Genomic DNA, 13349 nt, shown 5'->3' with positions numbered 1-13349 from the left:
ATCAGCTAAGTTAGCCAAAAAAAAATAAGAACGGAAGGACAATATTATTCCTCGTCTTCAATCAGGTTGCTGTCAATCTGCTTGCTTGCGCGGGCTCCCAGTTTCTTTAGCTTCTCCACCTTTTTAATGACGTTTCCGGGCCCGCTGCCTAATTTTTTGGTAGCATCTTCATGTGAACGCACCGCCCGGTTCAATTGTTCTCCCAAGCGATCCATATCCTGCAGAAAGCCCACGAACTTATCGTAAAGCGCACCGGCTTCTTTTGCGATCTCCAGTACATTGCGTGTTTGTCGCTCCTGTTTCCACATGCTCGCGATCGTCCGCAGGGTAGCCAACAGGGTAGATGGGCTTACAATTACTACCCGCCGATCCCATGCGTCACTGAAAAGATCCGCTTTATACGTAATGGACATGCTGAATGCCGATTCGATGGGCATAAAAAGCAATACGAAATCCGGTGAATTGATCTGGTACAGGTCGTGGTAATTTTTTGCCGAAAGGCCTTTCACGTGATTTTCTATTGACAGGATGTGCTGCTTGGCAAATGCCTCCCGGTCTTCGTCGGTTTCGGCGTTCACCCAACGCTCATAAGCAACTAGCGACACTTTGGAATCCACCACCAGGTGCTTCTCATCGGGCAGGTCAATAATGGCATCGGGTTGCAGGCGCTTGCCCTCTTCGCCGATCAGCGATGCCTGCAGGCGGTATTCCCGGTCTTTGACTAATCCCGAACGCTCCAGTACCCGTTCCAGGATCACCTCCCCCCAATTGCCCTGCTTTTTGCTGTCGCCCCGGAGCGCACGCGTCAGGTTATTGGCCTCATCCTTGATGCGCAGGCTCTGTTCCATCAGCTGCTGCACGACACCTTTCAGGGTATTCCGTTCGCTGGCCTCGGTTTGATAGGTTTTTTCTACCTTCTCTTCAAATGTCTTTATCTTTTCCTTAAGCGGATTCAGAATCTGGTCAAGGGACTTGCTGTTGGTTTCCGTAAATTTTTGCGTCTTTTCTTCCAGTATTTTGCTGGCAATAACCTGAAACTCGGTATTGAATTGCTGTTTAATGGTCTCAATTTCGGTTTTCTGCTCTTTTAGCTTCTCCTGCTGCGAGGTATAGTACGCCCGGGCGTTTTCAAGTGCTTTTTCTGCCTCGGCCAACCGCGCGCGTTCCTGTTGCAACTCATTGATGAGCCGTTGCTGTTCTTCCCGCAGCAGGACCGTGATCCGCTCTTTTTCGGCAGCCAGGCTCTCGGCCTGTTGTTCCGCACGGGCCAGCTGAATCACCAGCACTTCTTTTTCCTGTTGCAATGTGGTCAATTCCGGTGTCCCGGCGTGTCGGGGGCGTTTGATCAGCAATACAACGGCAACGATCAGGATAATGAGGGCGACGGCAATCAGGTAAATCTCCATGGTAAAAACTATTCGTCAAATTAATTTTTGGTGGGTTTTCCACCACAGATCAGGCATTTCGCCGCCAACGGCCAGCTGATAGTCTTCGTAACGGCAGGGCACCAGGTGATACCGTTCATTAACGGATTTGACTCCCGAATAGGGTACCTGCATCCACCACCGGTCCGACTTCTTGCTCTTCACAAATACCAGTTCATAGCTGGCGTCGTCATCAAGGGTGGTACGATAGGTGATGTAAGCGGATTTCGGTACCAGCGGCACATCGTGCTTCCGGTGATAGAATCCGTCGATAAAATACCAGATCATCTGCGAAACCAGCATCCCCGTCTGCTTGCTTCGGTCGAGCCGCGGATTGCACTCATAGAAACCAATGGACGTGAGCTTATCGCTCATGCCGGCATACCGGCAGATTTGGCAGGCCTCATCGCCAAACAGGCCATTAACCGTTGCACGGGCATTGCCCGGCGCGTCCGAAAACCGTACCGCTCCAATGTCAAAGCTCAGCATATCTGCTGCTCGGACAATGGGTTCCACCTGGTCGGCTTTGCCGGCAATGAGGCCGAGCCGCATCGCATTAAAGTACAGCTTATCGTACATGGCGATGGATTCCTGGCTCACAAAATACGTCTGATACGCCAGATTACTCAAATTAAACAGGTAATCCGGCTGGTGCAGGATGATGTGGTTCAGGTAAGTCAGCGAATTCAGCGGCGCGTTTTCGGTATTTTCCTGATCTAGATCGAACCGGGAATCCACCAGCGCAACTTCCACCTTCTGCTCCAGTTTTTCATAAGCGAGGTATTGCGCATAAGTAATGTCCTGGCCACCGCCGATGATCACCGGAATGATATTCGATTTGATCAGCTCGGCACAGACGGTTTTTACCGCCGCATAGGTGTCCGTTACCGTTTCTCCCGCCAAAATATTTCCCAGATCGGCCATCCGAAGTTTATAATCGCCCTGGTACAGCTGATAAAGGTGTTCCCGTACAGCGTCCGGTGCCTGTGCACAGCCATCATTGCCGATCGCCATCCGGTCGTCCAGCACTCCAAATAGCGCGAGATCCGGCTTGTCTTCGGTGAGGTCGGGGAATTCGCGGTCAAAGGCGCGGATTATTTTTCCGATTTGCGAATTCAAATAGCCGTTTTCGGGGGCCAGGTTATCGGGTGAAACGGGAGCAAAAAAATCAGATAAGGACATCGTATTTCCGTGTTGTAGGTCAAAACGCCAAAAAAATTAGAATCATGGCCTGATATTCCACAAATATCCATTTATTACCTTACTTTTGGAAGCATTATTTTACCAAGGGTTTATCGACAGTGGTTTTAGTAACAGGAGGAACAGGCTTTCTCGGTTCGGCATTAATTCAGCAGCTCATCGACTCGGGGGTTCATGTGCGCGCGACAAAACGCGATTCTTCCCAAATTCCAGTATCCCTGGAAAATCAGCCGCAGCTGCAATGGGTTACAGCTGATATTAATGATTTTTTCGCGTTGGAAGAAGCATTTGAAGGGGTTACCGAAGTTTATCACTGCGCGGCTTTTATTTCCTTTCACCCGGCGGACCGCCATCGGCTGCGAAAAATCAATGTCGAGGGGACAGCCCATATCGTGACACTTGCGCTCGAAAACGGCGCCCGGCTGTTGCACGTGAGTTCAGTGGCTGCATTAGGCAAGTCCAAATCCGGTGCGGCGGTTACGGAAAACGACCTCTGGGAATATAACAACGGCAAATCGGGCTATTCCATTGCAAAATATGAAGCGGAGCAGGAAGTCTGGCGGGGCATTGCGGAAGGGCTGGATGCCATCATTGTCAATCCTGCACTGATTATCGGCGCTAATGCCCGTGCCGGAGGGAACGGAACAACCGGGACACTTTTCGCCAACCTGCAAAACGGCCTGAATTTTTATGCGACGGGGAATGTCGGACTTATTGACGTCCAGGATGTGGCAAGGGCGATGATTCTCCTGATGGAAAACAGAACGATACGCGGCGAGCGTTTTTTGTTAAGCAACGTCAACATGTCCAACAGGGAATTGCTGGCAAAATGCAGCGCCTACCTCGGTCGGCCGGCCCCGCGCTTTAAAGCAACCCCGTTCATGCTGGGCCTGGCTTGGCGGATGGCGCACGGGTTGGCCTGGCTCACCGGCAAACGACCATCACTCACCCGTGAGATTGCCCGGTCGGCCAGCCGGATCCGGCAGTTTTCCAATGAAAAGGTTCGCCGGGCGACCGGCATCACGTTCCGTCCCATCGACGATACCCTGCGCGAAATCTGTACCGCATTAGCAACAAAACAATAACATACATAAATAACGGATGAACTATTACATCATCGATTTTGACAGCACCTTTACGCAGGTGGAAGCGTTAGACGAATTGGCTCGGATATCATTGGCTAAACACCCAGCCAGGGAACTGATTTATGAGGAAATAGAGCGATTGACAAATCTCGCCATGAATGGCCAGCTGTCTTTCCGTGACAGCCTCGCGGGCAGGATCAGGTTATTGGAGGCCAATCGCGACCACCTTAAGAAACTGGTGTCGGTATTGAAGAAAAAAGTGTCTCCGTCATTTCTCCGCAACCGCGAATTCTTCAAAAAGCATAGCGAAAGCGCCCTCATTGTGTCCGGCGGCTTTAAGGAGTTTATTATTCCCGTCGTATCGCCGTACCATATCCAGCAGGAAAATGTATATGCCAATACCTTTACATTTGACGAAGAGGGAAACATCACCGGCTACGATGAAAACAATCCGCTATCGGAAGAGGGCGGCAAGGTGAAGCTACTGAAACAACTGCAGCTACCCGGTAAAATTTACGGTATCGGTGATGGTTATTCGGACTTTCAGTTAAAGGAATCCGGATTAATTGAACGTTTCTTTGCGTTTACCGAAAATATCGAGCGTAAAAGCGTGTCGGAAAAGGCCGATCACATTACACCAAGTTTTGACGAATTCCTGTATGTCAATGATCTGCCCAGGGCGATCTCTTATCCCAAGAATCGGATTCTGTGCCTGATTGTGGGGAATGTCCCTGAAATTGCGGCTCACATCCTCAAACGGGATGGCTTCTCGATCCGTGTCAAGGAAACGTTTGAAGAAAAGTACGTGAAAGACGTCGGGATGCTGCTACTGGGAAGCAATGTGAAGCTGAGCGACGACCAGTTGACGCGCGCGGATAAGCTGAAAACACTCGGCTACCTGGGCGATAGCAAAGATCAGGTAAACCGGGAAATCTGCAATGAAAAGGGAATTGTGCTGTTCGACGATAAAAAAGCGAAAAAGCGCAACTGTGAATTTATTCCCCGGCGCATGGCCGATTTTATCAATCGGGGAGATACCTATATGAGCCGTAATTTTCCGAATTTGCAGCTGCCAAAAGTGGAAAAAGCTCACCGCTTGCTTCACATTCATCAGAACGTGCCCGGCGTTATGGCGCAGATCAATCAGCTGTTCGCGGAAAATCAGATTAATATCATCGCACAGTTTCTGATGACCAAAGGCAATATAGGCTATGCGGTAACCGATGTTGACACGGCATACGACCGGAAGTTGCTTAAACAGCTGCGGCAGATTGACCACACCATCAAATTCCGGATACTGTATTAGCCGTGTCCGGTCCGCCGAATGCCCACCGTCCGTTGGGGGTAATGCAGTGGGAGAGGGGGATGTCGTGGGCGTGCAGGTCACTGATCGCTTCCACCGGGTCGAACAATGATAATCCGATGCGGAGCGCGTCCGGCCGGCATGTATCCAGGAAACGATCGTAAAACCCCTTTCCGTAACCTACGCGGTTTCCATTTTTGTCAAAGACGAGCAGGGGTATAAACAACGCATCAATAGTGTCCGCAGGAATGGACACACCCTGTTCCGGTTCGGGAATTTTCCAGCGGTTTTCCTTCAGCGGCGCCCGGCGATCCCAGATGACCGGCGTCATCGCCTGCATATCCTTCCCGTGCTGGGTAGTGGCCAGCCGGATGCCCGGATACCGTTCCAGCAGCCAATCCGCAATGGCAAATGTGTCGGGTTCGTGATTTCCCTTAATTGGTAAAAATAAGTGTGCCGTGCGGATACCCGCCATGTCGAATTGCTTAACCTGCGCCAGGAGCGCTTCGTTTAACCGGTTGAGTTCATCGGCAGAAAGCCGGATCCGTTTTTCCCGGTAGGCTTGACGTAATGCTTGTTTGGTCTGGTCCATATTCCCGTTGTCCGGTGCGAATATACCGAATAAAGTACCCCAAAAAAACATCGGCCTTGGAGCGGGGAGCCCCAAGACCGAATAATCAACCTAAACCTAAAAATTTGATATCTTTATTTCACCCGTTCGATATAATCTCCCGTACGTGTATCTACTTTTACTTTATCTCCCTGATTTACAAAAAGAGGCACCTTAATCTCCACTCCCGTTTCCACTGTCGCACTTTTTAAGGCATTGGTAGATGTGTCGCCTTTAACTGCCGGTTCCGTATAGGTAATTTCCAATTCTACGGTTGTGGGTGCCTGAGCCATGATCGGTTCATCGCTTTCAAGCGCCACAATCACCTGCATACCTTCCTTCAAAAACCGTGCCGAATCACCGAAAAGATGCTTCGGAACATTAAATTGTTCAAACGTATTGTTGTCCATCACCACAAATGTCTCGCCCTCCTCATACAGATACTGGTAATCGCTGGTTTCTACCCGCGCGATTTCAACTTCCTCATCTGTACGGAAACGGTATTCAACGAGTTTCCCGGTTTTTACATTGCGCATCCGCGCCTGATAAAACGCCCGCAGGTTGCCGGGCGTGCGGTGAATAAATTCCTCTACGTTTACCAGTGCACCATTGAAACGTAAAATATTACCTGTCTTTACTTCTGAAGCTTTAGCCATACGTATTGCTATTCGTAATTCTTAACTGTCCAAAAATACAGAATTCGGTCCCCAGATACAAATGCATCACAAAAAAACACGCCTGTCGCGGGTAACGTATTATGCCTGTTTGTAATCGGTAATCCGCAGGGTTTCCGTGCAGAAACGGTACTCGTGTTCCTGGTTGGAGCATACGATCAGCAACCGGTTTTCCTGGGTTGCCCCGACCAGCTCCAGGTACCAGTCGATCCCCGCACGGTCCAGGTTGGATGTGGGCTCGTCCAGTAACAGGACAGGCACATCCGAGCAGCAGGCCAGCGCCAGTTTTACCCGTTGCCGCATACCCGAAGAAAAGTGGCGCAGCGCCTTATCGCGGGCTGCCTGCAGTCCCATCAGTTCAATGATTGCCTGGAGGTCGTATCCAGGGAGGTATTTTTTAAATGAAAAATGGAACGCGACCAGTTCGGCGAGCGTAAACTCTTCAATCAGTTCCATGTAGGGCGCTGCGATGGCCATGAGCCGGTACACGTGGTCGATAGCTACGGCCGACCCGTCCAGTGCGTACCGGATATGGCCCGTAGAAGGGGTAAGGCTGGAAGCAATGACCTGTAGCAGTGTAGATTTACCGGAACCGTTCGGTCCCAGTACGGCATAGCTTTGCCCAGCTGAAAATCGGTAGTCCAGGTGCCGGAAAATCCATTCCCGGTTAAACCGTCTACCCATATCTTCGAGCACTATCTCCACGTGGCCGGCATTAGTAGTCCTTATCCCTTAAAGCATACCCTTGCTCTGACCGAATCCCTTCATTACGCCGCGGTTGGAATTCCGGATGAAATCCAGTATTTCATCGCGGACCTCTGTGGGTTTATATTCCGCTTCGATGATATCCAGGGCCTTCGTCAGGTTGTTATTCTTAACGAAAAGAATCCGGTAAATATCCTGTATTTCATTGATCTGGCTGGAGGAAAATCCCCGTCTCCGGAGGCCAACGGAGTTGATGCCCACGTAGGCAAGCGGCTCCCGCGCAGCCTTAACGAACGGCGGCACATCTTTCCGCACCAATGAACCTCCAGCGATGAACGCATGTGACCCAATGTGGCAGAACTGGTGGACCGCTACCAGGCCAGCCAGTACCACATAGTCGCCCACGGTAATATGTCCGGCCAGTGTGCTGCTGTTTGAGAAAATACAGTTGTCGCCGATAATACAGTCGTGTGCAATATGGCTGTATGCCTGGATGAGGCAATTCTTTCCGATGACGGTCTTCCATTTGTCCTTTGTGCCCCGGTTTACCGTGACGCACTCCCGGATGGTGGTGTTGTCCCCGATTTCAACCGTTGTGTCCTCGCCATCGAACTTCAGGTCCTGCGGGATTCCCGATATGACTGCCCCGGGAAATATGCGGCAGTTCTTTCCGATCCGTGCACCGTCCATGATTGTTACGTTGGAGCCGATCCACGTGCCGTCTTCGATGACAACATCCTTGTGTATCGTAACAAAGGGTTCAATAACCACATTACCGGCAATCCTAGCCTGTGGGTGTATATACGCAAGTGGCTGTATCATGATGCCTGGTTATCCTTTACTTTTACGATTTGTGCCATTAATTCTGCTTCTACAACGACCTTTTCCCCTACCATGCCGATGCCCTTCATCTGGGCAATACCCCGGCGGATGGGCTCCAGCAGGTCACACCGGAAGATGATGGTGTCGCCGGGATTGACCTGTGCTTTAAAACGGGCGTTCTCAATTTTGAGAAACAGCGTCAGGTAATTTTCCGGATCGGGTACTGTGCTCAATACCAGTATCCCGCCTGTCTGCGCCATGGCCTCGATTTGCAGTACACCCGGAAAAACGGGTGCCCCGGGGAAATGCCCCATGAACAGGTCTTCATTCATGGTCACATTCTTTAATCCCACCACATGGGTTTTTGTCAACTCCAGAATCTTATCCACCATCAGGAACGGCTGCCTATGCGGCAGGATCTTCATGATCTGTATCGTGTCATACAACGGCGGTACATTGGGGTTATAGACCTTGGCGTATTTCCGGCCCTTCTCCTTTTTTATCTGGGCTTTTATCTTTTTAGCAAACGCGACGTTCGCCGCGTGCCCCGGTCTCGCCGCCATGATGTGGCCTTTGATCGGCCGCCCCACCAGGGCAAGGTCGCCAATCATATCCAGTAACTTATGTCGGGCCGGCTCATTCTGGTAACGCAGCTCAATGTTATCCAGGATGCCTTCCTTGGCCACGTCAATGTCCTCGCGGTTGAACAGCTTGGCCAGGTTCCGCAGTTCTTCCCTGCTTACCTCTTTGTCTACCACAACGATGGCATTGTTCAGGTCGCCTCCCTTGATCAGGTTGTTTTTCAACAGCATTTCCAGTTCATGCAGGAAACAGAACGTGCGGGATAGCGCAATATCCTTAGCGAACTCGTCGATGTTACTGATGGATGCATGCTGGCTCCCCAGTACCGGCGAGTTAAAATCAATCATGCAAGTAAAACGGTAGCCATCGAGCGGCATGGCAACCATCTCCACCTTGCGGTCGGATTCGGTATGGTGGATATTATGCGGAATTTCGTAATAATCGCGGTCGGCATTCTGATCGGTATAGCCTGCCTGCTCCAGCACTTTTACAAATGGAGCCGAGCTACCGTCCATGATCGGCACTTCCGGTCCGTCGATATCGATCAGTACGTTGTCGATTTGCAACCCCACCAGCGCAGCCATTAAATGCTCGATGGTACTGACACTGGCGCCGTTCTGGGAGATCGTTGTACCACGGGACGTGTCCGAAACATGATCAGCGTCAACTAAGACAGTGGGTTGGTTTTCCAGGTCGATGCGTCTGAATTTATACCAATGATGCTCCGGAGCAGGTTTCAGTGTCATGGTTACCGGCTTCCCGGTATGTAAACCGACACCTGAGACGGTAATTTCAGACTTAATTGTTCTTTGTTTTACATTCATAGTCATTATGACTGATCCCCGAACGGGATTAAGGTAGATTTATTTCGATTCTTCTTTAGTTAATAGTAATTGTTCCAGTTCTTCCAGCCGCCGCTCCAATTCCGGCAGGCGGGCATAAATTACCTGTGAGCGCATTTGGGCGTTATAAGGTGTGGCGGGGCTTCCCGACCATTTTTTTCCTTCTTCCACAATGGCCCGGTTGACACCGGACTGGGCCTGTATCTGGCTCCCGTTAGCGATGCTGATGTGGCCGACAACGCCTACCTGTCCGCCAATTACGGCATGTTCTCCGATTTTTGTACTGCCGGAAATACCTGACTGTGCCGCGATGACCGTGTTTTTACCCACCTCCACGTTGTGGGCAATCTGAATCAGGTTGTCCAGTTTTACGCCCTGGCGAATAATAGTCGACCCCATCGTAGCGCGGTCGATTACCGTATTGGCGCCTACCTCCACGTGATCCTCGATCAGCACATTGCCAATCTGGTTGATTTTCTGATAAGTACCGTCTTCTTTCGGGGCAAACCCGAAGCCATCACTCCCAATCACCGTACCCGAGTGTACGGTCACGTGCGCACCGATGACACAGTCGTAATAAACGCACACGCGGGGAAACAGGGTCGTGTCGTTCCCGATCTGCACATGGTCGCCCACGTAAACGTGGGGATATATTTTACAGTTATCGCCGATAACCGCATCCTTGTCAATATAAGCAAAAGCACCTACGTAAACGTTTTTCCCGATTTTCGCGCTGGGATGAATATAAGAAGGCTGTTCCACTCCTGTTTTTTCCAGGCGCATCTTATTGTATACCTCCAGCAGGGTGGAAAACGCGGAATATGCGTTCTTGGTCCGGATAATCGTACTCTGTACCGGCCTGTCCAGTTTCTGGTCGGCATTGACAATCACGACCGATGCCTGTGTGGTATAGAGGTAAGGTTCGTATTTCGGATTGGATAAAAAGGATAAAGAGCCACTTGACGCCTCCTCAATCTTGGCCAATTGTCCCACCATCACATTAGGGTCTCCTTCCAGGGACCCGCCTACGAGTGTTGCGATTTGATGTGCGGAAAATTGCATCTGCAAATTTATAAGTTTAAATACTATAAACAAACTATTGCTGGTTGTCAGTCCATTGTATGGAAATCACCGCAATAATTCCTTGGGAAAAGAAACAGCAAATTTTTGGACTTTCTTTGATAATGTTTCCAGGTTAGCTAAATCTGAAGCTTCGGCGATATCCAATATGCTGCCGTCCTTCATTAAAATTTTTATATTACTGTCATTCAGTTCGTAGGCGCTATTCTCAATGGGTTGCACCCAAACATAATAATCCGCTTTTGACGGATCAATTCCAAAAAATGTTACGGCCTTTTGTTTCAGATCCGCAAGCTGCTCCCGTGCCGGAGCAGTCGTATGCAGTTCCGTATGGTAAAGCTCCCTCGTGATTAACCGGCTACACAGCATGCTCAATACATCGTCTGTGTGATATGCCCACGTCTTGATTGCCGACAAAATATCCGTGTCATCAAGACGCGAAAAATGTACCAAATGTGACACATCCCCAGTGAAATTTTCCCGGGTAATCCTGTTGCACAAAAAATGTTCCAAGGATGGTGACGCAAATAAGGTAATACCCATTCCACACAGTTCCTTAGCCCGTTGGAGAATTTTAAGGAGCATCTGCTCGGCACTTAACACGGTCTTATGCAGGTATACCTGCCAATACATCAGCCGGCGCGCGATCAGGAATTTTTCGGCGGAATAAATTCCCTTTTGTTCGAGTACCAATTCATTGCCGGCAACATTCAGCATTTTGATGATCCGGTCAAAACTGATCACGCCTTCATAAACACCTGTAAAGAAGCTGTCGCGGTTCAGGTAATCCATCCGATCGATATCGAGCTGTCCGGACACCAACTGGTGAAGAAATTTTTTGGGATAACTGTTGTTGAAAATCGTAATCGCCAGATCAAGCCGTCCCTCAAAGGTCTGGTTCAGTTCATTCATCATGAGCATCGACAGCATTTCATGGGAAACGCCTTCTACCAACGTATGTTCCAGCGAATGGGAAAAAGGGCCATGGCCGATGTCGTGCAGTAAAATGGCCGCCAGTACGGCCTCCTCCTCTTCCGGGGTAATCACGATATCTTTGTTCCGCAGCGTTTCAATCGCCAGGCCCATCAGGTGCATGGCGCCCAGCGCATGCTGGAACCGGGTATGCAAAGCGCCCGGATAAACCAAGTGGGTCATGCTGACCTGCTTGATGTAACGCAGCCGCTGAAAATACGGGTGTTGGATCAGGTCAAAAATAAAAGCAGACGGAATGGAAATGAATCCATATACCGGGTCGTTTATTATTTTTTTCTTATTCAATGCGCGTTCCAATTGCAGGATAGCCCTGATGGCTTCACCTGCCTGCAAAGATACAAGACCTGCCTGTTAATTAATGTTAAAAATCGCCGGATCAGTCAACTTTTCGTTATGTTCGTGGAAAATAGACAGGGTAAGCAGTTGCTGCTTACCGAACGAACGGTAAAAATTAGCGAAGGATACTGAAAACGATGCAGGAAACGAATATACTCTGGGCAGATGACGAGATTGATTTGTTGAAGCCGCACATCATGCTGCTCAATGAAAAAGGCTACAGCGTGAAAACCGTAACGAACGGAAACGATGCCGTAGACGCATTCAAAAAGGGGTTTTACGACCTGGTTTTCCTGGACGAAAACATGCCTGGCCTCACCGGCCTGGAAACGCTGTTTGAGCTGAAGAACATCAATCCCGCCGTACCCATGGTACTGGTTACAAAAAACGAGGAAGAACACCTGATGGAGGAGGCGATCGGGTTTAAGATCGATGATTACCTGATTAAGCCGGTAAACCCCAAGCAGATCCTGCTTACCATTAAGAAACTGACAGAAAACAAGCGGCTGGTGAGTGAAAAAACCTCCATGGCTTACCAGCAGGATTTCCGTAACCTGGGCATGATCCTTAATGACAACCTGGATTTCCGGCAATGGGAAGACGTGTATAAAAAGCTGGTTTACTGGGAGCTGTCCCTGGAAAAGCTGGAAGACGCCGGGATGCATGAGGTGCTTACGCTGCAAAAAGCAGAGGCTAATATGCAGTTTTCCAAGTTTATGGAAAAGAACTACCTCCGGTGGATTGCCTCCCCCGAAAGTGGTCCGGTCATGTCGGATCAGCTGTTCCGTAAAAAAGTCTTTCCGGGTCTTCAGGAGGATAGGCCCACGTTCTTTTTTCTGATAGACAACCTGCGGTACGATCAATGGCGGGTGATTAACGAAGTCATCACCAATTATTTCCGCCTGGAAGAAGAAGATAGCTATTACAGCATCCTGCCAACGGCCACCCAGTATGCCCGTAACGCGATATTCAGCGGATTGATGCCGCTGGAGATGGAAAAGCGGTTTCCGGATCTCTGGCAGAATGATGAGGATGAGGGAGGCAAAAACCTGCATGAAGATAAGTTTCTGGCCGATCAGATTAAACGGCTGTACCGCAGGGAGTGCAAGCACGCGTACCATAAGATACTTACGCTTGACCAGGGGCGCGACCTCGCCGAAAACCTAAGCAACCTGATGGGAAATGACCTGAATGTGCTGGTGTATAATTTCGTGGATATGCTTTCGCATGCCCGCACGGACATGGCCATGATCCGCGAATTAGCCAATGATGAAGCGGCCTATCGTTCACTGACCTTGTCGTGGTTTGAGCATTCCCCGTTGCTGGATGCCCTGAAATGGCTGTCACAGAAACAGGTGCGGGTCATTATTACCACCGATCATGGCACCATCCGGGTCAAGCATGCCAGCAAGGTAATCGGCGACCGGAACACCAACACCAATCTGCGTTATAAACAGGGGAAAAACCTGAATTATATCGCTAAGGATGTTTTCCACATCAAGAATCCGCATGACGCCATGTTGCCCAAGCTGCACGTAAGCTCCAGCTTCATTTTTGCAAAAGAGGATACCTATTTTGTCTACCCGAATAATTACAACCATTTTGTCAATTATTTCAATGAGACGTTCCAGCATGGCGGCATATCGCTCGAAGAGGTCATAATTCCCTACATTACGTACACCACCAAATAGCA

General features: G+C 49.8%; 12 protein-coding genes. 3 read left to right on the top strand and 9 right to left on the bottom strand.

What is annotated here, in order from left to right; genetic code table 11:
• Positions 1 to 44 precede the first annotated feature (44 nt).
• Together ABWO75_RS00360 and ABWO75_RS00355 are read right to left on the bottom strand one after the other, a co-directional pair.
• Complete coding sequence (locus ABWO75_RS00360; RefSeq protein ID WP_353181401.1) at positions 45 to 1406, bottom strand: DNA recombination protein RmuC; 1362 nt, start codon at positions 1404 to 1406, stop codon at positions 45 to 47.
• Positions 1407 to 1421: 15 nt separating this feature from the next.
• Complete coding sequence (locus tag ABWO75_RS00355) at positions 1422 to 2606, bottom strand: formimidoylglutamase (RefSeq protein WP_353181399.1); 1185 nt, start codon at positions 2604 to 2606, stop codon at positions 1422 to 1424.
• 119 nt (positions 2607 to 2725) lie between these two features.
• Here ABWO75_RS00355 and ABWO75_RS00350 point away from each other — a divergent pair, with 119 nt between their 5' ends.
• A complete protein-coding gene (locus ABWO75_RS00350; protein WP_353181397.1) occupies positions 2726 to 3709 on the top strand; it encodes an NAD-dependent epimerase/dehydratase family protein in 984 nt (327 codons plus the stop codon).
• 16 nt (positions 3710 to 3725) lie between these two features.
• The gene (locus tag ABWO75_RS00345) at positions 3726 to 5015 is read left to right on the top strand and encodes an HAD-IB family phosphatase (protein ID WP_353181395.1); all 1290 of its coding nucleotides are present in this window, start codon (positions 3726 to 3728) and stop codon (positions 5013 to 5015) included.
• Here the strand turns inward: ABWO75_RS00345 and ABWO75_RS00340 are convergent.
• From ABWO75_RS00340 to ABWO75_RS00310, 7 genes are all read right to left on the bottom strand, one after another.
• The gene (locus tag ABWO75_RS00340) at positions 4993 to 5604 is read right to left on the bottom strand and encodes a 5-formyltetrahydrofolate cyclo-ligase (RefSeq protein ID WP_353181393.1); all 612 of its coding nucleotides are present in this window, start codon (positions 5602 to 5604) and stop codon (positions 4993 to 4995) included. The genes ABWO75_RS00345 and ABWO75_RS00340 overlap by 23 nt on opposite strands.
• A 113-nt stretch (positions 5605 to 5717) precedes the next feature.
• Positions 5718 to 6278, bottom strand: coding sequence for an elongation factor P (efp, locus tag ABWO75_RS00335; protein WP_257657375.1), 561 nt, complete (start codon positions 6276 to 6278; stop codon positions 5718 to 5720).
• A 99-nt stretch (positions 6279 to 6377) separates the two neighbouring features.
• On the bottom strand, positions 6378 to 7001 hold the full coding sequence (locus ABWO75_RS00330; protein WP_353181390.1) for an ABC transporter ATP-binding protein: 624 nt from the start codon (positions 6999 to 7001) through the stop codon (positions 6378 to 6380).
• A gap of 27 nt (positions 7002 to 7028) precedes the next feature.
• The gene (lpxA, locus tag ABWO75_RS00325; protein ID WP_353181388.1) at positions 7029 to 7823 is read right to left on the bottom strand and encodes an acyl-ACP--UDP-N-acetylglucosamine O-acyltransferase; all 795 of its coding nucleotides are present in this window, start codon (positions 7821 to 7823) and stop codon (positions 7029 to 7031) included.
• A complete protein-coding gene (locus tag ABWO75_RS00320; protein ID WP_353181386.1) occupies positions 7820 to 9229 on the bottom strand; it encodes a bifunctional UDP-3-O-[3-hydroxymyristoyl] N-acetylglucosamine deacetylase/3-hydroxyacyl-ACP dehydratase in 1410 nt (469 codons plus the stop codon). Before ABWO75_RS00320 ends, lpxA begins: the two co-directional genes overlap by 4 nt.
• Before the next feature lie 39 nt (positions 9230 to 9268).
• Positions 9269 to 10309, bottom strand: a complete 1041-nt coding sequence (gene lpxD / locus ABWO75_RS00315; protein ID WP_353181384.1) for a UDP-3-O-(3-hydroxymyristoyl)glucosamine N-acyltransferase — start codon at positions 10307 to 10309, stop codon at positions 9269 to 9271.
• A gap of 66 nt (positions 10310 to 10375) precedes the next feature.
• Positions 10376 to 11605, bottom strand: a complete 1230-nt coding sequence (locus ABWO75_RS00310) for an HD domain-containing protein (RefSeq protein WP_353181664.1) — start codon at positions 11603 to 11605, stop codon at positions 10376 to 10378.
• A gap of 188 nt (positions 11606 to 11793) precedes the next feature.
• Between ABWO75_RS00310 and porX the strand changes: the two genes are divergently transcribed.
• A complete protein-coding gene (gene porX, locus ABWO75_RS00305; protein ID WP_353181382.1) occupies positions 11794 to 13347 on the top strand; it encodes a T9SS response regulator signal transducer PorX in 1554 nt (517 codons plus the stop codon).
• The last annotated feature ends 2 nt before the right edge of the window (positions 13348 to 13349 follow it).

The organism is Parapedobacter lycopersici, from assembly GCF_040395035.1.
Taxonomy (GTDB): domain Bacteria; phylum Bacteroidota; class Bacteroidia; order Sphingobacteriales; family Sphingobacteriaceae; genus Parapedobacter; species Parapedobacter lycopersici_A.
Note: the sequence above shows the minus strand (reverse complement) of the source record. Positions and strands in the feature narration are given on the sequence as shown.